Annotated in this window: 18 protein-coding genes and 1 pseudogene; 10 read left to right on the forward strand and 9 right to left on the reverse strand. The window is 66.0% G+C overall.

Annotated features, from left to right (window positions below):
* Nucleotides 1-173: 173 nt before the first annotated feature.
* Nucleotides 174-1384: pseudogene (locus QTI17_RS33380) on the forward strand (AMP-binding protein); the annotation flags it as partial.
* A gap of 44 nt (nucleotides 1385-1428) precedes the next feature.
* On the opposite strand, the gene QTI17_RS33385 reads toward QTI17_RS33380, so the two are convergent.
* The 6 genes from QTI17_RS33385 to bglX all read right to left on the reverse strand — a co-directional run bounded on the left by QTI17_RS33385 (nucleotide 1429) and on the right by bglX (nucleotide 7357).
* Nucleotides 1429-1899, reverse strand: a complete 471-nt coding sequence (locus tag QTI17_RS33385) for a hypothetical protein (protein WP_286538365.1) — start codon at nucleotides 1897-1899, stop codon at nucleotides 1429-1431.
* 180 nt (nucleotides 1900-2079) lie between these two features.
* Nucleotides 2080-2715 (reverse strand): N-acetyltransferase, encoded by a 636-nt coding sequence (locus QTI17_RS33390; RefSeq protein WP_286538367.1) that lies wholly within the window; start codon nucleotides 2713-2715, stop codon nucleotides 2080-2082.
* Nucleotides 2716-2717: 2 nt separating this feature from the next.
* Nucleotides 2718-3497, reverse strand: coding sequence for a universal stress protein (locus tag QTI17_RS33395; protein WP_286538368.1), 780 nt, complete (start codon nucleotides 3495-3497; stop codon nucleotides 2718-2720).
* Complete coding sequence (locus tag QTI17_RS33400) at nucleotides 3494-4453, reverse strand: universal stress protein (RefSeq protein ID WP_286538369.1); 960 nt, start codon at nucleotides 4451-4453, stop codon at nucleotides 3494-3496. The genes QTI17_RS33395 and QTI17_RS33400 overlap by 4 nt, the downstream gene beginning before the upstream one ends.
* 122 nt (nucleotides 4454-4575) lie before the next feature.
* Complete coding sequence (locus QTI17_RS33405; RefSeq protein WP_286538370.1) at nucleotides 4576-4740, reverse strand: GreA/GreB family elongation factor; 165 nt, start codon at nucleotides 4738-4740, stop codon at nucleotides 4576-4578.
* A gap of 334 nt (nucleotides 4741-5074) precedes the next feature.
* Complete coding sequence (gene bglX, locus QTI17_RS33410; protein WP_286538371.1) at nucleotides 5075-7357, reverse strand: beta-glucosidase BglX; 2283 nt, start codon at nucleotides 7355-7357, stop codon at nucleotides 5075-5077.
* A gap of 186 nt (nucleotides 7358-7543) precedes the next feature.
* Between bglX and QTI17_RS33415 the strand changes: the two genes are divergently transcribed.
* Both QTI17_RS33415 and QTI17_RS33420 read left to right on the forward strand, forming a co-directional pair.
* Nucleotides 7544-7879, forward strand: coding sequence for a hypothetical protein (locus tag QTI17_RS33415; protein ID WP_286538372.1), 336 nt, complete (start codon nucleotides 7544-7546; stop codon nucleotides 7877-7879).
* Between the two features lie 93 nt (nucleotides 7880-7972).
* Nucleotides 7973-8155, forward strand: a complete 183-nt coding sequence (locus QTI17_RS33420; RefSeq protein WP_286538374.1) for a DUF3606 domain-containing protein — start codon at nucleotides 7973-7975, stop codon at nucleotides 8153-8155.
* Here the strand turns inward: QTI17_RS33420 and QTI17_RS33425 are convergent.
* The gene (locus QTI17_RS33425) at nucleotides 8113-9099 is read right to left on the reverse strand and encodes an aldose 1-epimerase family protein (protein WP_286538375.1); all 987 of its coding nucleotides are present in this window, start codon (nucleotides 9097-9099) and stop codon (nucleotides 8113-8115) included. The genes QTI17_RS33420 and QTI17_RS33425 overlap by 43 nt on opposite strands.
* Entirely contained in the window at nucleotides 9096-10892 is a 1797-nt protein-coding gene (locus QTI17_RS33430) for a glycoside hydrolase family 15 protein (RefSeq protein WP_286538376.1), read from the reverse strand. The genes QTI17_RS33425 and QTI17_RS33430 overlap by 4 nt, the downstream gene beginning before the upstream one ends.
* Before the next feature lie 152 nt (nucleotides 10893-11044).
* On the opposite strand from QTI17_RS33430, the gene QTI17_RS33435 reads away from it, so the two are divergent.
* From QTI17_RS33435 to QTI17_RS33445, 3 genes are read left to right on the forward strand one after another with little or no spacing between them, the layout of a single operon-like run.
* Entirely contained in the window at nucleotides 11045-12592 is a 1548-nt protein-coding gene (locus QTI17_RS33435) for a GMC oxidoreductase (protein WP_286538378.1), read from the forward strand.
* Nucleotides 12589-13866 (forward strand): MFS transporter, encoded by a 1278-nt coding sequence (locus tag QTI17_RS33440; protein WP_286538379.1) that lies wholly within the window; start codon nucleotides 12589-12591, stop codon nucleotides 13864-13866. The genes QTI17_RS33435 and QTI17_RS33440 overlap by 4 nt, the downstream gene beginning before the upstream one ends.
* Nucleotides 13863-14630, forward strand: coding sequence for an SDR family NAD(P)-dependent oxidoreductase (locus tag QTI17_RS33445; protein ID WP_286538381.1), 768 nt, complete (start codon nucleotides 13863-13865; stop codon nucleotides 14628-14630). The genes QTI17_RS33440 and QTI17_RS33445 overlap by 4 nt, the downstream gene beginning before the upstream one ends.
* A gap of 106 nt (nucleotides 14631-14736) precedes the next feature.
* Here QTI17_RS33445 and QTI17_RS33450 read toward each other — a convergent pair whose 3' ends face one another.
* Nucleotides 14737-16098 (reverse strand): DcaP family trimeric outer membrane transporter, encoded by a 1362-nt coding sequence (locus QTI17_RS33450; protein ID WP_286538382.1) that lies wholly within the window; start codon nucleotides 16096-16098, stop codon nucleotides 14737-14739.
* 54 nt (nucleotides 16099-16152) lie between these two features.
* On the opposite strand from QTI17_RS33450, the gene pgaA reads away from it, so the two are divergent.
* From pgaA to pgaD, 4 genes are read left to right on the forward strand one after another with little or no spacing between them, the layout of a single operon-like run.
* Nucleotides 16153-18384 carry a poly-beta-1,6 N-acetyl-D-glucosamine export porin PgaA gene (gene pgaA, locus QTI17_RS33455; protein WP_286538383.1) on the forward strand — a complete coding sequence of 744 codons (2232 nt, stop codon included), beginning with the start codon at nucleotides 16153-16155 and terminating at the stop codon, nucleotides 18382-18384.
* The gene (pgaB, locus tag QTI17_RS33460; protein WP_286538384.1) at nucleotides 18381-20174 is read left to right on the forward strand and encodes a poly-beta-1,6-N-acetyl-D-glucosamine N-deacetylase PgaB; all 1794 of its coding nucleotides are present in this window, start codon (nucleotides 18381-18383) and stop codon (nucleotides 20172-20174) included. The genes pgaA and pgaB overlap by 4 nt, the downstream gene beginning before the upstream one ends.
* Nucleotides 20175-20193: 19 nt before the next feature.
* Complete coding sequence (pgaC, locus tag QTI17_RS33465) at nucleotides 20194-21447, forward strand: poly-beta-1,6-N-acetyl-D-glucosamine synthase (RefSeq protein ID WP_286538385.1); 1254 nt, start codon at nucleotides 20194-20196, stop codon at nucleotides 21445-21447.
* Between the two features lie 17 nt (nucleotides 21448-21464).
* Nucleotides 21465-21968, forward strand: a complete 504-nt coding sequence (pgaD, locus tag QTI17_RS33470; protein WP_286538387.1) for a poly-beta-1,6-N-acetyl-D-glucosamine biosynthesis protein PgaD — start codon at nucleotides 21465-21467, stop codon at nucleotides 21966-21968.
* Nucleotides 21969-22270 lie beyond the last annotated feature (302 nt).

A 22270-nucleotide genomic window follows, 5' to 3' on the forward strand; every position in this document is an offset into this window, starting at 1 on the left:
CAGTCCCACCCGATGCAACCCCATTCCCTTCCTGATGGCCACGGCGAGCTGCTGTGGTCGCCCTCGCCCGAGCAAGTCACCGCCAGTCGCCTGCATCACTACCAGCAGTGGCTGGCTCGACGTCGCGGCGTGCAAGCCTCGGGCTACCAGGACCTGTGGCGCTGGTCGGTCGACCCGGAGATCGGGTCGCAGGCCGTTTGCCCAACAGACCCGAGACGGTCGTGGCCTTCCTCGCCTGCGCCAGCATCGGTGCGATCTGGTCCGGATGTGCCCCGGACATGGGCCCCTCGGTGGTGCTGGATCGCCTGAGGCAGATCGAACCCTGCCTGCTGCTGGCATCCGACAGCGACAGCTACAACGGCAAGCTGCACGACCGTTCGCAGCAGGTCGATGCGTTGCTTGCGCAGCTGCCCACGGTACGGCGCGTGGTCCACGTGCCCGGCCCCCTGGCCACCGAGCGCGCCGTCGGTTGGCGCGATCGCATCGAGTGGGCCGAGGCGATTGCCGAATCGGCGCCGCCGCACTACGAGCGTTTGCCTTTCGACCATCCCCTGTGGATCGTGTATTCGTCAGGCACCACCGGGCTGCCAAAGGCCATGGTCCACAGCCATGGCGGCATCGTCCTCACGCACCTGAAGACGATGGCGCTGCAGCACGACCTGCGCGCCGGCGATCGCCTCCTGTTCCTGGGCAGCACCGGCTGGATCGTCTGGAACCTCCAGGTGGGTGCGCTCCTGACGGGCGCAAGCATCGTCCTCTACGACGGCAACCCCGGCTGGGGGCCGGGCAATCGGTGGTGGGCGAGGTCGGCGAGCTCGTCATCACGCGGCCCATGCCCTCGATGCCGGTGTTCTTCTGGAACGACCCTGGCGGCAAGCGCTACCTCGAGAGCTATTTCGACCAGTTCCCGGGCGCATGGCGCCACGGCGACTGGATCCGCTTCACGCTGCGTGGCAGTTCCGTCATCTACGGTCGCTCGGACAGCACGATCAACCGCTTCGGGATCCGCATGGGAACGGCCGAGATCTATCGCGTGGTGGAGGCTCTGCCGGAAGTGCGCGACAGCCTGGTGGTGGACCTCGAATACCTGGGGCGTCCCTCCTTCATGCCGCTGTTCGTGGTGCTGCAGCCCGGCGTGGTGCTGGACGATGCGCTGAGGCAGCGCATCTGCATGGAAATCCGCACCAAGGCCTCGGCCCGCCATGTTCCGGACGAGGTGTCGCAGGTCGAAGACATCCCCCGCACGCTGAGCGGAAAGAAGATGGAAGTGCCGGTGCGCAGGTTGCTGCTGGGGTCGGCGGCGGAAAAGGTCGCGAGTCCCGATGCCATGTCGAATCCTGAGAGTCTCCGATTCTTCGTTGAATATGGGGCGCGACGCTGCTGAACGAGTTGCGGCGTCACGCCCGCCCGGTCATCGCTCGATCCGCATCATTGAGGGCTGACGGAGTAGCGCACCACCACGCCGGTCGGATCGAAGTAGACGTAGAACAGATACGGCAGGTAGTTCTGCTGTATGTGCCAGCTCCAGATGGTGCCGTCGAAGGAATCCACACGCGTCACTTGAAAGGGCTTTCCGTAGGTGCGCAGGATGTCCGCCTCGCGCCATTTGCCGATCTGGATCGGGTTGTTGACCAACGGCGCGGCGAGTTCGTTGCGCACGGCCACCACTTGCCCGGCCGCGTTCAGATCGACGTTGTTGACCTCGTATCCGTATGGCTCGGTTGAATATTGCAAGCGCTCGCCGCCATCGGGCAGTGGGTAGGTGGCGCTCGGCTTGCCCAACTGCTGCAGGGCCTGGGCGCGCGAAGAGCCGATGGCCAGGCGGGACGGATCGCTGGCGCAAGCGGCCAGCAGCAGGGCCAGGACCGGCGGCAACAAGTGCAGGTGGAAGGCTTTCATGGGCGTCTCCAGGTCGAAGCTCGGACAGCCCACATCGTAGCCGGCCCCGGCGCAGCCTGCACCCCACGTCGTAGGCGCAGGTGCGTACCCACCGGCTGCCCTCCGTCACGCAGCACCGCCTTTTGCTCGCCCGCGGTCGTGTGGATGTGCCCGTGGGTCGGCGCGCCTTCCGAAACCCACTCAACGTGGAGAAATCCGCATTCCGACCGCCGCGCAGAACTCGGGGAGAGTGCACTTCGCCGGAAGGAGGAACATCCGGGTTTCCAGTCGCTCCAGATCGCCGGGACTCATGTCGACGCCCAGATAGGTGAGCTTCTTGTTGCGAAGTTCTGCGAAGCCCGACTCGTAGCGCCGCGCCAGATTGCGCCACAGGGCGTGCGCGCCCGCCGACTGACGCGCCCCTGTCATCAGGCAGATTCCGGAGGCGAGTGCCCAGTCGTAGACGGCCGTCGCGATTCCTTGCCGTTGGTATTGGGGCAGATAGCGTGAATGAGGAGAGCGAAGATGCCGATCCGCCCGACGGTCGACTTCGACCAATCTGTTGAAGACCGTGCAGCCGGCCAGACATCGCCGCAGCGTGTCTTCGACGTACGCATAGCGCTCGCCGTCGACTTCCCGGACGTGCACCTTGAGATGGGGATCTCGAAGGCCGAAGCTTGGCAGGTCGTGAAGTTGGTCGCCTGGCGTTTGAATGCGCTCGTAAACGTGGGTGAGCGGATCGCCGCGGTTGGTCGCGGACGGATCGACATCGACCCGAAGTTCAAGCGGGCGATGAAAGGGGATGCGGAAATGGGGGAAAGGCAGGGCAAGGATCATGGCTACTGCTCCGGCTTTGCCAACAGGTGCGGGGTGGCTATCGTCGGCATTCCAGGGATGGGGTCGATACGCAGATCGTGAGGTACCAGGAGAACGTCGCAACTCGACCACCGCAGCACCCTGTGTGCCACGCTCCCGAAGAGAAATTCCGAGAATCCGGAACTTCTGGACTGTCCGACCACGATGAGGTCGGCGTTGGAATGCTGTTGTTGAATCACCGCCTGGCGCGCCACATCGTTGGGGCTGCCCCTGTTGCGCGTGGCAGTCGACGAATCGCCCACATGAAACGGCTCGACCAGCGCGTCGCTGTCGAGGCTTCGAGCCAGTTTCAGCAGCTTCTTGGAGCAAGCCGTGGAGTCGATCGCCACCAGAATTCGGCGATAGCGATGAAACACCTCCAACCGAGCCAGCAGCACGGGGCAAGGCACGAGTTGCTGCAGGCGCTCGATCGGCTTGCCGCGAAAGAAGAATCCGGTGGGTTCCTTCCGATGCTCGCCGACAACCAGCATGTCTGCCCATCGGGCTTCCTCGGCGACCCCTTCCAGGTCACCGCGCGTGTCGGCAACGGTCTTGACCAGAACATTGAAGCGAGTGTGAACCTCCGTAGCGAGTCGCTTCACGTCCTGCTCGACATCCGGGTCGATGGAGCCACGGAAATCCGAGGGCGCATACATGATCTTCAGCAGGGCGCGCCGCGGCGCAGCGAGCATCGCGGCGCGAATCACCGCGCGATTGCCTTGCTGCGAGAGATCGGTGACGGCGAGAATGGAATGAAAGTTCATGGTCCACCGAACACTGCGGCCGGATTGGGAAGGCGCGGTGGATTTGGCGCGCCGGCCCTGACCCGGCGCACCTCGGCCCCTGCCGTTGAGATCCGCTCCACGGCGCGAGCGCCGGATGCCGGCTCGTAGTCGTGAGGTACCACGAGCACGTCGGTGTCCGAGTAGCTGACGATTCGGTTCGCGGTGCTCTCGAAGAAGAGGTCGCTCAGTCGCGAGGAGGGTCGCCTGCCGACGACGATGAGCTCTGCGCCGCTGTTCTGTTGTTGCACGACCGTCTGTCGGGCAGCGTCACCGTGGCCGACGGCGGACAGCACGCGATTGCGCCTCGAGTCGTACGAGTCCGTCAGCCAGAACATCCTGTCCTGGGCGTAGCGCCGGCACTCGCTGCGGTAGGCCTTGATGGCACGATCCGAGACCTCGGCGTACCGAAGCTTCCCTTCGTTGGCTGTGCTGACCGCATGGAAGAGCTCGACCTGGGCCGACGGGCTGAGAGCAAAGCCAAGGTCGACAAGCCCTCGTGACGCCTGCGTGAAGTCGACCGCCACGATCAGACTGCGGTAGTCGTGCGTGGCCGCGCGCCGCACGACGAGAACGGGGCGCTTCGCGGTTCGAAGCAGTTCCTCGACCGGCTGGCCCGTGAAGAACGTTCGCAGACTTCGAACGGCGGCGGTGCCCCAGACGACCAGGTCAGCGCTGGCCACTTGAGGCAAGAGGTCCCGGACGGTGAAGGCAAGTCGGCTCACTGCGCGCACCGGGACGCCATGTCGCTGGCTGAGTTGCAAAGCGTGGTGCGCCAGTCTGGTGGACGCGTCTTCGGGCGGAGCCTCCCCAGGGTAGGCCAGGTAGACGAGATTGAGCGTCGCGCCGTGCTCCGCGCTGAGAAGGGCTGCGCGAGCGAGCGCATCGTTTCCGAATGGGGAAAAATCGGTTACTGCCAGGACGGAGTGAGGGGTCATGGAAAATCCTTTCGAAATGGCTAGCGCCAAGCTTCCTGCGCGCGACATCGCGACTTCGGGAATACGTGTTGCTGCGGGCGGCTCATTCGGGAGCCGTGAGGGTCGACCTGGCGGTCGCCGGTCTACCGGGAGTAGTCGCCCGAGGCTTCGGGCTGGTACTGGATGGATGCGATCTCGGAGGTGCACTCCTCGCCGGAGGGCGTGTGCCACCGGGCGAGGTCACCTGTCTTCAAGCGAGCGAAATCCAGATCGGTGAGCGTGCGCTCGCCGTGAACAACTGCATGCATGGCTGCATTCCATCGAAATGCGAACGCCGTCTTCGAGGTGGCATCCGCGACCGCGCGAAGCTTTTGCCCGGCGGTGGATGGTTGCGCTGAAAGGGGAGAGAGCGGACCGCCGGGCTTAGGAATGTGCTGGCGTCAGCTGACGACGAGCCCTCTTTGCAGCCGCACGTGCACAGGTGGCTGCGAGAAGCAGCGCAGCCAAGGCAACGTGGGCGCAAATCAGGGTGGTGGTCATGAGGGGAGTGTAGGCAGTCCAACCTATTCTGCAATCGTAGGGGTCAATGCCCTCACGGTCCTTGCCAGATTGCACGGCTCGACTCTCACTGGGAGCCCCGCGTCAGGGCAGCAGTTCGAAACTCTCTTGCAGTACATCGCGTGAGTCGAGTCCCACCTGCACGTTGAAAGTGCCGGGTTCCGCGACGCGCTTGAGTTGCTGGTTGTAGAAGCTCAGCATCGTCTCGCCGATCGGGAAGCGCACCACCTGCGTCTCGCCCGGTTGCAGCAGCAGCTTGCGGAAGCCCTTGAGCTCCTTGACCGGACGCACGACCGAAGCGACCACGTCCTGAACATAGAGCTGCACCACCGCGTCGCCGGCGCGGTCGCCGCTGTTCTTCACCCTGACGCTGGCCTCGAGCGTGCGGCCCTTTCGCAGCTTGCGCGACGACAGAACCAGGTTCGACAGTGTGAATTCGGTGTAGCTCAGCCCATAACCGAAGGGGTAGAGCGCGCCCTGCGGTTCGTCGAAATACTGCGAGGTGTAGTTGCCGGGCTTGCCTGGCGTGAAAGGCCGGCCGAGGCGTGGGAAGTTGTAGTACGTCGGGATTTGCCCCACCGAGCGAGGCAGCGAGATCGGCAGTTTGCCCGATGGATTGGCGTCGCCAAAGAGCACATCGGCGATGGCATTGCCGCCTTCTGTGCCGGCGAACCAGGTCTCCAGCATGGCGTCGGCATTGGCTTTCTCCCAGCCGAGCGTCAGTGGGCGGCCGTTCATCAACACCAGCACCAATGGCTTGCCCGTTGCCTTGAGCGCCTTCAACAGTGCCTGCTGACTCTCTGGCAGATCGAGGCGCGTGCGGCTCGACGACTCATGCGACATGCCGCGCGACTCGCCCACGGCAGCCACGACCACGTCGGCCTGCTTCGCCGCCGCCACGGCCTCGTCGATCATCTCCTGCGGCATGCGGCCATCCTGAACGATTTCCTGCGCCTCTCCGTTCGGATAGTTCATGTAGTCGACAATCGATCTGTCTTCGGTGACGTTCGCGCCGCGTGCGAAGAGGAGCCTCGCCTTGTCGCCAGTCGCTGCCGCCATGCCTTGACGCAAGGTCACTGCCAAGGCCGGCACGCCCTGGGCCGACCACGCGCCAAGGATGTCGACCTGCGAATCGGCGAGGGGTCCGACCAGCGCGATCGTTCCGGTCTTGCGCAACGGCAGCGTGCGGTTGCGGTTTTCAAGCAGCACCATCGACTTGCGGGCCACGTCACGCGCCGGCGCGCGATGCAGGCGGCTGTCGGCCTTGAGTTCTGCCGGGTCGTCCTCGGTCTTGCCGATCCGCAGGAACGGATTGCGGAAAAGGCCCATGTCGTACTTGGCGCCCAGCACCTCACGCACTGCGTTGTCGATCTCGGCTTCGCTGACCTGGCCCGACTTCACCAGACCGGGCAGTTCTTTGATGTAGAGCTCGTCGGCCATGCTCATGTCGACGCCGGCCTTGATTGCGAGCTTGGCGGCTTCGGCCTCGTCACGCGCCACCCCATGGTGCAGGAGTTCGGCGATGGCACCGTGGTCGCTGACCGTCACTCCTTTGAAGCCCCAGTCCTTCCGCAGCAGGTCCTGCAGCAGCCAGGTGTTCGCCGCCGCCGGCACGCCGTTGACGGCGTTCAGCGCGAGCATCACACCGCCCGAACCCGCGTCGATGGCCGCGCGGTAGGGTGGCAGGTAATCGTTGTACATGCGCATCGGGCTCATGTCGACGATGTTGTAGTCGCGCCCGCCTTCGACGGCACCGTAGAGCGCGAAGTGCTTGACCGACGCCATGAGACTGTCAGGCTTGGCGGCCGAATCGTTCTGGAAGCCTTTGACCATCGCACGCGCCATCTGCGACACGAGGTACGGGTCTTCGCCGAAACCTTCCGAGGTGCGACCCCACCGGGGGTCGCGGGCGATGTCGACGGTCGGCGCGAACGTGAAATCGATGCCGTCGGCGCTGGCCTCCTGCGCTGCGACGCGTGCGCTCAGCCGGACCGCTTCCAGGTCCCAGCTCGACGCGAGGCCCAGGCCGATCGGGAAGGTGGTGCGGTGGCCATGGACCACGTCGTAGGCAAACAGCAACGGGATCTTCATCCGGCTCCGTTGTGTGGCCGCTTCCTGAAGTGGACGCTGCTCTGGGCGGCTGACGACGCCGAAAGAGCCACCGACCCGGCCGGCGGCCACTTCCTCGGCAAGCTTCGGCGCCGGCATCAATGGGCCGAAGCTGATGAGGCGAAGCTGGCCGATCTTTTCGTCGAGTGTCATCTGGCGCAGCACATCGGCGATGAACGCATCCTTGCTGCCCAGCAGGGCGGGGTTGGGCTGGGCCCACGCCGTCGACGTGGCCAAGCCGGCGAGCAGGCCCAGCATCCAAGGTGTTTTCATCAATGCGGCTTTCGGTGGACTCAAGGCGGAATCCGAGACTAATGCATCGATGCCCCAGGGCGGGTGGCCAATTCAATTGTCAGATTCGCTCAGCGGGCCTTGGCGCCGGTCAACCGCGGGGCAATCGGCGCGTTGCAGAATATCGGGTCCCTCATCTCATCACGGACAACAATGAAAAAGTACTCATATCTCGTCGCGGCTGCAGGCGCCTTGCTCGGCCTGACCAGCGTCGCGCACGCGGTCAACATCGACATCAATGTGGGCACGCCAGCGCCGGTCTACGTCGCACCGCCGCCTGTGTACGTTGCCCCGCGACCGGTGTACGTGCCTCCGCCTGCACAGGTGGTGGTCGTGCCCGGCTGGTATGGCGAGCGGTACTACGATGGGCGTCGCTATTGGAGCCGACACGAGTGGGAGGCCCGCGAGCACCACGACCGAGACCGTCATCACCACGAAGGCAAGCGCTACCATTGCCCACCGGGCCACGCCAAGAAGGGCGAGTGCTGACCAGACTGCATGCGACTGAATGCCTGTACGCCGCCTTGCAGATCGATTCGCTTGAGTCTATAAAGGTTCGGCCACATTGCCTGAGGAGGCTGTATGCCTGATGACCTGAGAGATTTCCAGCCACTGGATCCAGGTCGGATCCTTGAGGAAGATTCCCTGGAGTTGAAGTACTGGTGCAAGGAGCTTCGATGCACCGAGGCGAAACTGCGGGATGCCATTTCCAAGGTCGGCAATCACGTTGCCGCCGTTCGCGAACATCTCGCGTCGGGGGAGTGATCGCCAAATTCGGCCCCATCCGGCACCACCCCCCAGCGGCCCTCGACGTGTTGCCCGGGCTCCAACTTCAAGAGGCCGATCCCTGAACGAAGAGCATTCGGCGGGCATGTCATCGGCTCGATCGCAACGGCGCGTCGTCGACGCGACACATTCTCGATGGTGTCGCCCGTGTACACCATGAGGTATCGGAACAACGAATCGGCCCAGAGGCTGACACGTCGGCCTTTGTCGGACCTCGCCACGGATGCGCGCGCGAGGCCGTCGGCCCCTCGCACGAGGTCCGTGTAGCCAGTATCCAGCCGCATCGAGCCGATCGACCTCGGCTCGGTGAAATCCCGGTCCGATCCGGCGACCGGCTCGTCTCCGACCGGAAGCCCGCGGTCGTCCATCACCAGGCATCGGTTCGCCGGGACCCGCAGGACCGCGTCATCGATGGCGGTGCCCACCGTCAGGTAGGGATGGAAACCGATCCCGAAGGGCGCGGGGACGCTCGAGGCATTTCGCGCCCGGAAGGAGACCGTCAGGCCTGTCGCATCGAGCCGGTACCGGACTTCCAGGTCGAGCCGCCACGGATACCCCGGCTGTGGATGGAGGGCGCAGGTCAACGCAACTTCATCGGCCGACTTCGATGCGCTCTTCCACGGGAGCCATCGCACCAGCCCATGGATCGCGTTCTGCAACTCGGGCTCGTCGAGCGCCGCTTGGCCGGCCCGACCTTCGAACCGGTACTGCCCGCGGTCGAGGCGGTTCGGCCAGGGAGCCAGCACCTGACCGCGGCCGCTGGGCGACCACTCCTCCACCCCGAATCCATCGATGATGTCCGCGTCTTCCACCGAGTAGTGGCGCAGCGTCGCGCCCACTTCGGTCACGATGGCGCGCTGCGAGCCGTGACGGATCTCGTATTGCGCGCCCGAGAGGGGCGAAACCGCGTTGACCGAGCTCATCGATCCCGTGCGGGGGATCCCCGCGCATCGGCGGCTTCCGAAAGAGCCATGGCGCTGGCGATGAACGTCAGGTGAGTGAACGCCTGAGGGAAGTTGCCGATCAGTCGCTGGTGCGCCTGGTCGTATTCCTCGGCGAAGAGTCCGAGATCGTTTCGGAGCGAAAGCAGCCGGTCGAAAAGCGCCTGGGCCTCCTCGAGTCTCCCGAGCATGGCCAAATCGTTGACGAGCCAGAAGCTGCAGGCGAGGAACGCGCCTTCGCCCGGGGGCAATCCGTCGGCCGCGTCCTTGTCCGGGATGTACCGCATCACGAACCCGTCGTGCACAAGCTCACGTTGGATCGCCTCGACCGTGCCGGCCACGCGCGGATCGGTCGCCGGCAGAAATCCAACCTGCGGGATCAGCAGCAACGCCGCATCGAGCTGCGTGGATCCGTAGTACTGGGTGAACGTGTTCCTCTCGGCGTCGAAGCCATTGCGGCACACCTCCTCGTGGATGTCGTCCCGCATCCGCAGCAGTTCGTCCATCGCGCCCTTGTAGCCCGACTCTTGCAACATCTTCACGACGCGATCGGCAGCGACCCAGGCCATCACCTTCGAGTGGACGAACTGACGTCGGGGCCCCCGAACCTCCCAAATGCCATCGTCGGGTTCGCGCCAATGGCGCTCAAGCCACAGAACGAAGCTTTGGGTGGGATCCAGCGCTGCGGCGACGGCAGTCATGCCGAGCCGCCGCGCGCGATAGATCGCATCGGCCAACTCGCCATAGACGTCAAGCTGCAGTTGCCCCGAGGCAGCGTTTCCGACCCGCACAGGGGCGGACCCCTCGTAGCCCGCCAGCCAGCCGAGTTCGTACTCGTCGAGGCGGCGCTCTCCTGCGATCCCGTACATGATCTGCAGGTCTTCGGGGTCGCCCGCAACGGCGCGGATCACCCAGTCGCGCCAATGCGTCGCTTCCTCGACATAGCCTGCAGACATGAGCGCGTCCAGCGCGAGCGCTGCGTCTCGGATCCAACAGTACCGGTAGTCCCAGTTGCGCACGCCGCCAAGGAACTCCGGCAGGGACGTGGTGGGCGCAGCCACCAGCCCGCCAGTGGGTGCGTAGGTGAGCGCCTTGAGCGTGATGAGGGAGCGTTCGACCTCGTCCTTCCACGCACCCTTGTACGTCGAACGACCCGACCAGGCGCGCCACCAAGCCTCGGTCTCGGCCACGGCATAGAGCGCATCGATGGGTGGCGGCGCCTCTTCCCAGGAGAGGTACCCTGTAAGGACGAAGCAAACGCGCTCGCCCGCATTCACCGAGAAGTCGGCTTCGAGACAACGGTCCTGCGACGTGATCGGTACGTCGGCCCGCAACTCCACCGCCTCGGGTCCCGCGCCGGCACTCACCGCCTGATCCTTGGCGAGGATCCACGGGGCGGTCTTGCCGTAATCGAACCGCGGGTTGAGCCGAACCGACATGGGTACGGTGCCGCGCACGCCCTCGACGATCCGCACGATCCGTGGGTTCGATGCGCGCAAGGCCATGCAGTCGATGAGCCGAACCACGCCGTCGGCCGTCTCGAACTCGGTTTCGAGAACGAGCGTCGAAGGCCGATACCGTCGCGTCGTGGCGACGACGTCCCCGGTCGGAGCGATGCGCCATCGACCGTTCTCCTCGGTGCCGAGCAGGTTCGCGAAACATGCGGGAGAGTCGAAACGCGGCAGGCACAACCAGTCGATCGACCCATCGATCCCGATCAATGCTGCAGTGTGCATGTCGCCGATGAGTCCGTAGTCCTCGATTCGAAGAGCCATTCGACCTCCCGTGATCCCTGATTTTGAAGGCGACTGCCCTCGCCTGTGCTGCGTTGACATGGCCCCGTTACCAACGTAACGATTTCCGACAATATCGGCCGCGAAAGAGGTGCCCACTCGTGCAGTCAAGGCCTTACCCACGGGGGAACCTCATGCGCAGCGATGATCACTACGATTTCATCATCATCGGCAGCGGGGCCGGCGGCGGCACGCTCGCCCTCAAGCTGGCCCCTTCCGGCAAGCGAATTCTCATCCTCGAACGCGGCGACTATCTGCCGCGCGAAAAGCAGAACTGGGATCCGACCGAAGTCTTCGTGAAGAACCGCTACGTGTCGAAGGACACCTGGTATGACTCGGACGGCAAGCCGTTCCAGCCGGGCGTCCACTACTTCGTCGGCGGCGCGACCAAGATGTTCGGCGCTGCGATGTTTCGCCTGCGCGAGAGGGATTTCACGGCGCATCGCACTGCCGACGGCTCGACGCCCGACTGGCCGATCCGGTACGACGATCTCGAACCGTACTACACGCAGGCAGAAGCGCTCTACCACGTCCATGGTCAGCGCGGCGATGATCCGACCGATCCACCGGCCAGCGCACCCTACGCATTTCCCCCCGTGAGCCACGAGCCGCGTGTGCAGGAGATCGCCGATGGCTTGAAGCGTGCAGGTTATCGGCCGGCGTACGCGCCGACCGGCATCCTGCTGGACGAGGCGGACCGTCCGCACAGCCACTGCATACGCTGCAATTCCTGCGACGGCTACCCCTGCCTCGTCCACGCGAAGGCGGACGCTGAAGTCATCGCCGTGCGGCCCGCGTTGCAGTACCCGAACGTGACGCTGAAGAGAGACGCTCATGTCCAGCGCCTCGAAACGGACGCCAGCGGACGCACGGTCACCAAGGTGATCGTGCATCGCGACGGGCAGCGCGAGGAATACACCGGAAGCCTCGTCGTCGTGTCGTGCGGGGCAGCCAATTCCGCACGGCTGTTGCTCATGTCGGCGAATCAAAAACATCCGCGCGGGCTGGCGAACGGTTCGGACATGGTGGGTCGCCACTTCATGTTTCACAACGCGGTCGCGCTGGTCGCTCTTTCCCGGCACGAGAACCCGACCGAGTTCCAGAAGACGCTCACGATCAACGATTTCTATTTCGGTGCGACGGACTGCGAATTTCCGCTCGGCAATATCCAGATGCTCGGCAAGTCCCAGGGACCGATGTTCAAGGAAGACGCGCCGCGCTTCGCGCCCGGCTTCACGTTGGATCAGATGGCCCGGCACGCGGTGGATTTCTGGCTCACGAGCGAAGACTTGCCGCTTCCGCAGAATCGCGTCTCCGTGAATTCTGGAGGTGAGATCCAACTCCACTACGAGTTCACGAACGTGGAGCCGATCAATCGCCTGCAAAGGAAATTGCAGTCGATGCTCGAGCACATGGACATGCATCCTCACCTCATCCCGAACAACCTCTACATGGGAAAGCACATTCCCATCGCCGGCGTCGCTCACCAGGCCGGCACCTGCCGGTTCGGCATCGACCCGGCAACTTCCGTCCTCGACGTCAACTGCAGGGCGCACGAGCTCGACAACCTGTACGTCGTGGACACGAGCTTTTTTCCAAGCATCGGGGCGGTGAATCCGTCGTTGACCGCCATCGCGAATGCCTTGCGCGTCGGCGAACATCTGCTGCACCGCATCCAATGACAAATTACCCGCTCGCACGGCGCAAGGAAGTCGCGGCCGTGTACGGTGCCGGCTTGATTCAGGGCGTGGCGCTGGTCACGTTTCCGGCGGCGGGCGTCGTCTTCACCAGCGCCGCGGGCTACGGTTTGTCGAGAACGGAATACGGCGGCATGTTCGTGCCCCAGGCGCTGACAGCCATCGGATCCTCCCTGCTGGGCGCCGGCTTGGCACGACGCCTCGGCGCCAAGCGCATCTTCCTGATCGGACTCGTTGCGAATCTGGCGTCGATGGCGCTGCTCGTTCTGAGCCGGTTCGCGATGAGCGAGCACGCGCTTGCCTACGTGGTCCTGCTCGTCGCCACCGGCTGCCTCGGCGTCGGTTTCGGTTTCACGGTGCCGACGCTCAACACCTTCGCCGCCGCCTTCTTTCCTCAGAAGGTGGACAAGGCTGTGTTGGCGCTGAACGCCCTGCTGGGGTCAGGCACTGCGCTGGCGCCGATTCTTGTCGCGGTGTTCGTCGGTCTGGGCTTCTGGTGGGGACTTCCGGTGCTGGCTGGCGCGCTGATCCTGGGGTTGCTCCTGTTCAGTGCGCGCTTGCCGCTCAGTCCGGATGCGCAGGCGGACGGCGCCGGCGTCGTGGGCGGGCGGACGAAGCTTCCTTCTCGGTTCTGGGTGTTCGCCGGATTCGCGCTCTTGTACGGTGTCTGCGAAACGATGAACGGCAACTGGGCTTCGCTCTACATGACGAAGGAACTGGGCGCAAGTGCGACGCAGTCCTCGCTTGCCCTGACCGTGTTCTGGGGCATGGTGACGGCAGGGCGCGTCCTCTTTGCCCTCGTCGAGAAATGGTTGCCCGAGCGCGCCGTCTTCCAGGTCCTGCCGTTGCTCGTGGCCGCTGGCTTTGTCGTCCTTGCCTTCCTGCAGCCGAGCCAGCCGCTCCTCGGCATCCCGGCCTTTGCGCTCGCAGGCTTCGGTTGCTCGGCCTTGCTGCCGCTGGTCATCAGCTTCGGTCAGGCGGAACTCAAGGCCATCGCCGCATCGATGGCCGGTGGGTTGATTGCGTCCTACCAGATCGGCTACGGGATCGCGGCCTTTGGCGTCGGCCCTCTGGAGTCACGGTCGGGATTGAGTCTGGGCACGATCTATGGAGCGACCACCGGGGTCGCGCTGGCGCTCGTCGTGCTTGCCGCGCTCATCGCCCGCCGCCCAGCGCCACGGGTCACGGAAGCAGTGCGCGCGCCGATTCAAATTCCGACCCAGACCTCAACCATCACTCATCCAGGAGATCAACCATGAACCTGAAGGACAAAGTCGCCATCGTCACGGGCGGCAACAGCGGCATCGGTCTCGCCATCGTGCTGGAGCTCGCCAAGCAAGGCGCCAACGTTGTCATCGACTACGTCGTGCATCCAGAAGCAACGGAAGCGACGGAGAGGCAAGTCCTCGCCTTGGGAGACCAGGCGATCGGAGTGCAAGCCGACGTGAGCAAGGTAGCCGACCTGCAAAGGCTGATCGCCACTGCCGTCAAGAGGTTCCGCCGGGTCGACGTCATGGTCAACAACGCAGGGGTCGAGACTCGCACCTCCGTGCTCGACACGAGCGAGGCGGACTACGACAAGGTGCTCGCCATCAATCTCAAGAGCGCGTTCTTCGGCACCCAGTTCGCCGCGCAGCAGATGATCAAGCAGGGGGGCGGCGGGCGCATCATCAACGTCAGTTCCGTGCACGAGGACTGGCCGATGCCGGGCAACGCCGCCTACTGCCTTTCGAAGGGCGGCATTCGCATGCTCACCCGCACGGCGGGCGTCGAGCTGGCGCCGCACAACATCCTCGTCGTCGGCGTCGGCCCTGGCGCCGTGGCCACGCCGATCAACCTGTCGACCATGAACGATCCGGTACTGCTGAAGAAGCTGAACTCGGCCATTCCGTTGGGCCGCATGGCTCGTTCGGAGGAAATCGCGAGCGTCGTGGCGTTCCTCGCGAGCGACGGTGCGAGCTACCTGACGGCCACCACGATTTTCGTGGACGGCGGGATCATGCAAAGCAGTCCTGGACTGTGAGCGCGGGTGGTCGGCCGTTTGACTCAGAAGCCACACGTCCGGACCTCGCGGAAAACTCGGCGCCAGCACGGTGTCGACGGGTCGCACTGGCGGGGGTCAGGCGGCGTCAGAACGTGACCTTGGTCGAGAACTGCAGCCGGTAGTCGTCTGCCGACAGTCCGAACTTGTTCTCGAGGCGCCCCCAGATGAATTCGCCGCCCAGCAGGATGCTTCGAGAGGCGGCATACAGCAGGTTGACCGACGAATAGCTGCCCTTGTGGAAGGCGGTGGCAAGCTGTCCGGCGGTATTGTTCTGCCGATGCTCGCTGTAGCCGATGGCGCTGCTCCACTTCTCGCTCCAGGCGTGGTTGTAGTAGACGAGCCATCCCAGAGACCCCACCGTTTCGGCCTGCAGGTTCGCGCCCGGGGCCAGGTCCACGCCGCCGTCGTTCATGTAGCTCGCGATGGCTTGCCCGCCGACGACCTGCGCGCTCAGCTGGTCCTTGCCGAACACGCTGTACGTGCCGCTGAGATTGAGCCCGTACCCGGTCTTCGAGCCGGACGGCTCGCTGTTGAAGCTGATCGTGTTCTGGAAGCCGACCTGTCGCACGATGGCGGCGGCCCGGACATGGCCCCAGTCGCCGTCCATCCGCAGGCTCGCGACGACGTCCGGGGCGCGGTTCCAGCCGGTGATGCCGGCGCCCAGCGCCGGGTCCACCCGTGTGATCCGACCGGTATCGATCGCCGAATTGGGCGCCTCGAGCGAGAAGGCCGCGGTCAATCCATCCTTGCTGTAGGGCGTCAGACGCAGCTGAGGATTGCGCACGAAGACCATGCCGCTCGGTCCCCAGTAGTCGATGATGTTCGGGAACACGTCGATGTCCATGAAGTTCGAGTAGGTCTGGCCGGCGCCATACATGCCGAGTTCGGCCCATGCGTTCAGCCAGTGGACCTGGGTACCGCCGTTGGTCGCGAAGAGGTCGAAGCTCAGGTCGGTCTTGACCAGGCCGAGGCTCGTCGGGATGAAGGACTTGAACCCGAGACTCGATTGCCGCACGCTGAAGACCGTCGTGCCATCCTTGCCGCATCCTGGCGATCCCGGGCAGACGATCGGAATCTGCGATGGCCGCAGGGTCGCCTGCCAGTCGGGGTTCATGCGCTTGAAGTCGTAGATCGTGTCGATCATGGCCTGGCCGTAGAACTCGACCCTTGCCTTGTCCGGGTCCGGGACGCCGTCCTCGGCCCTCGTGCCCACCGAGACGACGGGTGCCCAAGCGGCGGCAGCGGGCACGGCCACGGCGGCCGCTGCCGGGGCGGTCGCCTTTTGCTGCTCGAGGGCCGTCATGCGCGCCTGCAGGTCCTGGATCGTCTTCATGGCCTGCTGCAACTCGGCTTTCAGTTCGTCGTACGACGCCTGGTCGGCCGCGCAGGCCCCGGGAGCGGCGTGAACGGCCCCGACGACCGCAAGCTTCCAAAGCGATTTCCTCATGACACCCCCTCTGTGGTGGTCCTGGCTTTACAGCGCATCAGAGAGGCGCCGCGCATGAAGGTCCCCAGGAAATGGCGTGCCTCGTGTTTGACGGATCTGGTTGCTGCGTTTAGGCTGAAACAAGCAGGCCCCGGCCGCATTCAGGAGTGCCGAATTCTCCGACATTCTTCCACCTTGGGCATTCGCTCCACCGCCCTGGCCGGGGTGGTGGCATGCGGCATCGCAGCGGGACAGGGCGTGACTGCGCCTGGTGCAACTCAGGCCCCGCGGTCACCGTTCAGGCCCGACGCGCAGGCCGATGCAGCGGTGGCAGCGCAGTTGCTGCTGGAGCGTGGTCGCGCTTTTTTGCGCACAGGCGATCGCTATGCCGCCCTTGGCGCGATCGCGCAGGCCCGGCGCCTGCAGCCAGACAACGCCGAAGTCACCCAGGCCCTGGCTGATGTGCTGATGGAGTTGGGCGCCCCGAGCGCCGCCGCCCACGCGCTGGGCGCCCGTGCCGACCCGGGTGTGCGCAGCCGCGTCGCCGGCCAGCGCCTGCGCTGGGCGATCGACATCCCTCCGCGGGAGCCCGATCCCCGACGGCGTTTCGACGCCGTGGACCCGGCGCTGGCCCGTCTCGACGCGTTGCTGGTCGAGGCGCGTGCCGCCGCGCCGCCGGACCCGGGTCTGGTCACGCGTCTGCAACGCGACCGTGCGGTGGCCCTGCGTTATCGCGAGCGCTGGCAGGACGCCGTGGACCAGGTGGAGGCGCTGCGTGCGGCGGGAGATGCCCTTCCGGCCTATGTCCTCGAAGCCGAGGCGGACGCGCTGCTCGCCCTGCGCCGCCCCGCGGATGCGCGCCGCGTCTACGATGAAGCCCTGCAGCGCCTGACGCCTTCGGAGCGCGCCGACGACGAGGGTCCATGGCGTTCGATGATGATGGGCCGTGCCTATGCAGAGACGGAGGCCGAGGATTTCGAAGCCGCCTTCGCCACGGTCGACGCCCTGGTGGCCGCTGCGGGACCGCCCTGGCGCCGTGCCGGCGAACAGCAGACGCCGCGCGAAAACGAAGCCTGGCTCGAAGCGCAGGTCTTCGATGCTGCGGTGCACAGCTATGCCGACATGCCGGCCGCCGCGTGGCAGCGCATCGCGCCGCTGGAGCGTGGCGCCCCGGCTCTCCCCTGGCTGCGTGCGCAGGCGGCCGATATCGCTGCGCAGCAGGGCTGGCCGCGCCGGGCCGAAGACGGCATCGATGCCGCCGCCGCGCTGGCGCCGGAGGATTTCGGCATTCGCGTGCAGCAGGTGGACTCGGACACGCGACGCCATCGCTTGCTGCGCGCCGACGAGCGCCTGGCGCCGCTGCTGGAAGAAGGCGCGGACATTCCGCGCGTGCAGCAGGCGCGGCGGGAACTCGACGCCGCCATGGGCCCCAGCGTGCGCTTCGCGCTGGGTGGCAGGCATACCGACAACCAGGCGCTGCAAGGGCCCGGCAATGGCGGTGAAGCCAGTCTCCAGGTCGAGTCCTCGACCTTCGCGGGCACTTGGCGGCTTATCGGCCTGGCCGACAGCAGCAGCGACTCCATCGAGGAAGGCCGCGCCGAACGCCATCGTTTCGGCGGCGGTGTGCAGGCCCTCTGGCCCGACTGGAAGGTCAACGCGCTGGCATGGTCCCAGACAGGCTCCCTGAACACCTCGGGCGGCTCGCTCGCCGCCCAGTGGCAGCCCACCGATCACTGGACGTTCCTGGCGGATGCCGCGAAGCATTCGCCGGACACCCCGCTGCGGGCGGATTTTCATGGCATCACGGCCGATGCGGCCAGCGGCGGCGTGCGCTATGCCTGGACCGAATCGACCGAGGCGGGCCTGAAAGCGCAGTACATGGACTTCAGCGACGGCAACAGGCGGGAGCAGGTGACGATCGACGGCACCCTCACCTTGCTCGATCGGCCGCACCTCGACATCATGGTCAAGCCGCGCGTCGAATGGCAGCACAACAGCCTGGCCGTCACGCCGTATTTCAATCCCAGGGAGTCATGGCTGCCTTCGGTCGAGGCGCAGGTGCAGCATGTCCTGGGGCGTGTCTACGAGCGCGTGCTGCTGCAGCGGCTGCGACTGACGATCGGCATGTTCGACCAGCGCGACTTCGGCGGCTACGCCGTGGGCGGTGCCGCCTACGAGCAGACCTGGCGCCATGATCCCTGGACCGAACTGACCTGGGGCATCGAATGGGCGAGCAACGTCTACAACGGCCAGCGCGAGCGCACGCTGAACGGCTACCTCAAGCTCGAGCACAGGTTCGGAAGATGAACACGAGCCCGCCCGCCAACAAGGCGATTCGCACGCTGGCGATCTCGCTGCTGCTCCTGTGGCTGGCCGCCCGGCCCGCGTTCGCGCAGCTGCCTTCGCCCGCATCCGGACCGGCCGCGACCTTCGCGACGGTGAGCCTTCATGACGTGGTGGACGCTCCCGGCGACCTGGACGACGACGCGGTCACCGCGGATCGCCTGGTGAGCTTTTTCGACTGGCTGCGCGGCAACGACTGGACGGCGATCTCGCTCGACGACATCGCACGCGCGGGCCGCGGGGAGAAGGTGCTGCCCGCCAAGGCCGTGCTGATCACCTTCGACGACGGCTACCGCAGCCTGTACACCCGCGTCTACCCGCTGGCGCTCGCCTATGGCTTCCCGATCGTCGCGGCCCTGGTGGGCGAATGGATGGAACCACCTGCAGGCTCGATGGTTCGCTATGGAGATCAAGCGGTGCCGCGCGAACGCTTCATCAGCTGGGATCAGGCGCGCGAGATGCAGCGTTCGGGCCTGGTCGAGTTCGCGCTGCACAGCCAGTCGCTTCACGACGAAGTCGTCGGCAACCCGCAGGGCAACACCATGCCGGCGGCGGTGACGCGCCGCTACTCTCCCGGCACGGGCTACCAGAGCGAAGCCGATTTTGCGGCGGGCGTCCGCGCCGACCTGGCGGCCGGGCGGGCAAGCCTGCAGCGCGAACTGGGTCGCGCGCCGCGCGCGCTGGTGTGGCCCTACGGCCGCTACGACAGCATCGGCACGCAGGCGGCCCGCGACCTGGGCTTCTCGTTCGCGCTGGTGCTCGACCAGGGACCCTCTCGCCCGGAGCGGCCCTTCAGGCTGGCCCGGTTGCTGCACAGGCACAACCCGCCGCTGCCGGACCTGGTGCAAAGCCTGCGTCCCGATCCGAACGAGCGGCGCCTGGATCGCCTGGTCTGCCTCGACCCGGCGGCCCTGTGGACCGACAACGCGGAGGCCAGCAACGAACGCCTGGGACTGGCGATCGAGCGCGTGCGGGCGCTGGGGGTGACCGGCCTGGTGGTCGACGCGGTTCGCCGCGATGCACAGGGGCGGATCACCGCCGCCTGGTTTCCTACCCGGGAGCTGCCCTTGGCGGGCGACTGGCTGTCGCGCATCGCCTGGCAGATGAACACGCGGGCCGGCGTGAAGGTCTATGCCCGCCTGCCGCATCGCGAGGCACTCGCGGCGTTGGGCGACGACGCGCGCGTGCAGCGCCTCTATGGGGACCTGGGTGCCAAGGTGCCGCTGGACGGCTGGCTGCTCGAGGACACGCAGGCGCTGGCGATGCACTTCGACGGTCCGCCGCCGCTCTTCGCGCACCGTCCGGGCATTCCGCTGACCTGGTCATCCTGGGTCATACGCGAGCGGCGACAGTCGGTGCTCGCCGACCTGGGTCGCGCGGACGGCATCGACGCGGCGGGATGGCGGGCCTTCGCGGCCCTGGACGCCGCGCGACCCGGACTGGAACTGGTGTGGGTCGCGCCACGGCATCCCGTCGCAGCGCCGCACCCGCTGGCAGACATCACCCTCGTGCCCCGAGGCGTCGACGACCCGGTCGCCGACGACCGCCTCTCGCCTGTCGATCCAACGCTCCTGAGATGGTTCACCGGCGTGTCGCCGCCCGACGCCCGGGTACTGGCCCGCAAGGCCGTCGACTTCCAGCGCCACGGCGGCGTTTCGCTGGGCTGGTGCCCGGATGACCCCATTGCGGATCGGCCCGAGGCGGCCATAGCGGCGCCCGCGGTGTCGGGGTCGATCTTTCCGGTGCGACGTTGAAGGAAGGCGCTGAACATCCATGCATTTCAATGAACTCATCGCCGCCTTCTGTTTCGGCTATCCCTTCGTGATGGCCCTGTTCTGGATGACCGGCGGCTTGCTCTACGTCGGGTTGCGCGGCCGCCATGAGCCGCGGCCGGAGCATCCTCCGAAGCTCCCGTCGTACCCGGGCGTGTCGGTGCTGGTGCCTTGCCACAACGAGGAGCGGCAACTGGCCGAAACCTTCGGGGCCCTGTCGTGCATCGACTACCCGGACTTCGAGATCATCGCGATCAACGACGGCTCCACCGATCGGACCGGGGCCTGGCTGGAGGCCCTGATTCCGCAGCTGCCGATGCTGCGCGTCGTGCACCTGGAAAGCAACCAGGGCAAGTCCACCGCGCTGAATGCCGGCGCGCTGGCCGCCCGGCATGAGTTGCTGGTGTGCATCGACGCCGATGCGCTGCTCGAACGGCACGCGCTGACATGGCTGGTGCGTCGGTTCCAGACCGATGAAGGCATCGGCGGACTGACCGGAAATCCGCGGGTGCGCAACCACGCCACGCTCCTCGGACGCCTGCAGGTCGGCGAGTTTTCGTCCATCGTGGGGCTGATCAAGCGGGCCCAGACCGTGTATGGATCGCTGTTCACCGTCTCCGGCGTGATCTGCGCCTTCCGAAAGCGCGCACTGCAGGACGCCGGCTGGTGGTCTCGCGAGGCCATCACCGACGATGTCGACGTCAGTTGGCGCCTCCAGCTCGCCGGCTGGCGGCTGGCCTTCGAGCCCAAGGCGCTGTGCTGGATCCTGATGCCGGAAACCTTCCGCGGACTGTGGCGCCAGCGCCTGCGCTGGGCCGAAGGCGGCGTGACCGTCATGCTCAAGGTGTTTCCCAAGTTGCTGTCGCAGCCGCGCATGCTTCCGGTATGGTTCAACTATGTCGTCGCGGTCGCCTGGGCCTATGCGATCGCACTGGGCTTCCTGGCATGGGGCGTGGGCCCGTTGCTGCGCTTCTGGGGCTTCGGCCTGCCGGAACTCTGGCCAGCCTTCGGACCATTGCCGCGCGGCTGGGGCCAGGTCCTGGCGCTGACCTACCTCGCGCAGGCCGTGACGAGCGCCTGGATCGACGAGCGCTTCGAGCGCGGCATGTTTCGATCGCTGTTCTGGGTCGTCTGGTATCCGCTGGTGTTCTGGGCCGCCCAGGCCGCGACCTCGGTCGTCGGCCTGCCGCGTGCCATCCTTCATATCGGCAGCATGCGCGGAACCTGGGTGAGCCCCGACCGCGGCCTGCGTTGAAGCGGGAGCATTCAATCATGCAGAAGACGCTTGCTACTCCGGGGGACGACGCCGCTGCGCCGCCGGAACTGGCCCGGCCGCCCGATTGGCCGCCGCGAATTCAGCGGGTGCGCACGCAGTGGTGGATGCGCGTGCGCGACCTTGTCATGACCTTGCTTGCGTGGATGGCCTATCTGTGGTTTCTGAGAGAGCCCGTCATTGCCGGCGTTGCATGGCTGAGCCCGTCGGCGGGGACCTATCTCGGGAACCTGATCGAACGTCCGCTCGCCGTCGACCTGCGTCCCTATCTGTGGATGGCGGCGGGCCTCATGGTCTGGTTGGGCCTGGCAGGCCTCAGCCGGTGGCGCCGCCTGCGCCAGCAGCCCAGTCGCGATCGGGAAGTTCCGCCCTTGCTTCCCGACGAGCAGTTCGCGGCGGCCGGGGTGGCACTCCCGGACCAGCCCCCGTGGCGCGAAGCGCGCTGCCTTCGCGTGCAACATGACAATCAAGGGCGTGTGCTTGGCGCGGCGCCCGACTTCTGATCCGCCCCGGACGGCTCGATCCCGATGCTCGCTCGAGGACGGAACCAGCTGCTTCCGACCACCAGATACACCGCCGTCGTGCCCGGGCTGTGAGCCACGTCGATGCCCACATCCAGACCGAACTTGCGGTGTCGACGCCAACGATGGCAGTCCGGGGCCCAGGCTGTAGAAGTCGAGGTTCACCTGTCCGGTTGCGGCGCCGACCGTCGTGCGCAGGCGCCCGTCCATCCAGCGGCTGGCGTCTCCCGCGAACGCACCTTTCTTCCAAAGCAGGGCGTGCGGCAGCAAACGCATGCGAATCC

This window comes from Variovorax sp. J31P179, assembly GCF_030316985.1.
In the GTDB taxonomy this organism is placed as follows: Bacteria; Pseudomonadota; Gammaproteobacteria; order Burkholderiales; family Burkholderiaceae_C; genus Variovorax; species Variovorax ginsengisoli_B.

Coding starts and splice junctions, on each gene's coding strand:
- QTI17_RS33440 (WP_286538379.1), top strand. CDS start 12,589: ATGACAAATTACCCGCTCGCACGGCGCAAGGAAGTCGCGGCCGTGTAC.
- QTI17_RS33390 (WP_286538367.1), bottom strand. CDS start 2,715: ATGATCCTTGCCCTGCCTTTCCCCCATTTCCGCATCCCCTTTCATCGC.
- QTI17_RS33385 (WP_286538365.1), bottom strand. CDS start 1,899: ATGAAAGCCTTCCACCTGCACTTGTTGCCGCCGGTCCTGGCCCTGCTG.
- pgaB (WP_286538384.1), top strand. CDS start 18,381: ATGAACACGAGCCCGCCCGCCAACAAGGCGATTCGCACGCTGGCGATC.
- pgaA (WP_286538383.1), top strand. CDS start 16,153: ATGAAGGTCCCCAGGAAATGGCGTGCCTCGTGTTTGACGGATCTGGTT.
- QTI17_RS33435 (WP_286538378.1), top strand. CDS start 11,045: ATGCGCAGCGATGATCACTACGATTTCATCATCATCGGCAGCGGGGCC.
- QTI17_RS33420 (WP_286538374.1), top strand. CDS start 7,973: ATGCCTGATGACCTGAGAGATTTCCAGCCACTGGATCCAGGTCGGATC.
- QTI17_RS33400 (WP_286538369.1), bottom strand. CDS start 4,453: ATGACCCCTCACTCCGTCCTGGCAGTAACCGATTTTTCCCCATTCGGA.
- pgaC (WP_286538385.1), top strand. CDS start 20,194: ATGCATTTCAATGAACTCATCGCCGCCTTCTGTTTCGGCTATCCCTTC.
- QTI17_RS33405 (WP_286538370.1), bottom strand. CDS start 4,740: ATGCATGCAGTTGTTCACGGCGAGCGCACGCTCACCGATCTGGATTTC.
- QTI17_RS33425 (WP_286538375.1), bottom strand. CDS start 9,099: ATGAGCTCGGTCAACGCGGTTTCGCCCCTCTCGGGCGCGCAATACGAG.
- QTI17_RS33445 (WP_286538381.1), top strand. CDS start 13,863: ATGAACCTGAAGGACAAAGTCGCCATCGTCACGGGCGGCAACAGCGGC.
- QTI17_RS33450 (WP_286538382.1), bottom strand. CDS start 16,098: ATGAGGAAATCGCTTTGGAAGCTTGCGGTCGTCGGGGCCGTTCACGCC.
- QTI17_RS33430 (WP_286538376.1), bottom strand. CDS start 10,892: ATGGCTCTTCGAATCGAGGACTACGGACTCATCGGCGACATGCACACT.
- bglX (WP_286538371.1), bottom strand. CDS start 7,357: ATGCTGGGCCTGCTCGCCGGCTTGGCCACGTCGACGGCGTGGGCCCAG.
- pgaD (WP_286538387.1), top strand. CDS start 21,465: ATGCAGAAGACGCTTGCTACTCCGGGGGACGACGCCGCTGCGCCGCCG.
- QTI17_RS33415 (WP_286538372.1), top strand. CDS start 7,544: ATGAAAAAGTACTCATATCTCGTCGCGGCTGCAGGCGCCTTGCTCGGC.
- QTI17_RS33395 (WP_286538368.1), bottom strand. CDS start 3,497: ATGAACTTTCATTCCATTCTCGCCGTCACCGATCTCTCGCAGCAAGGC.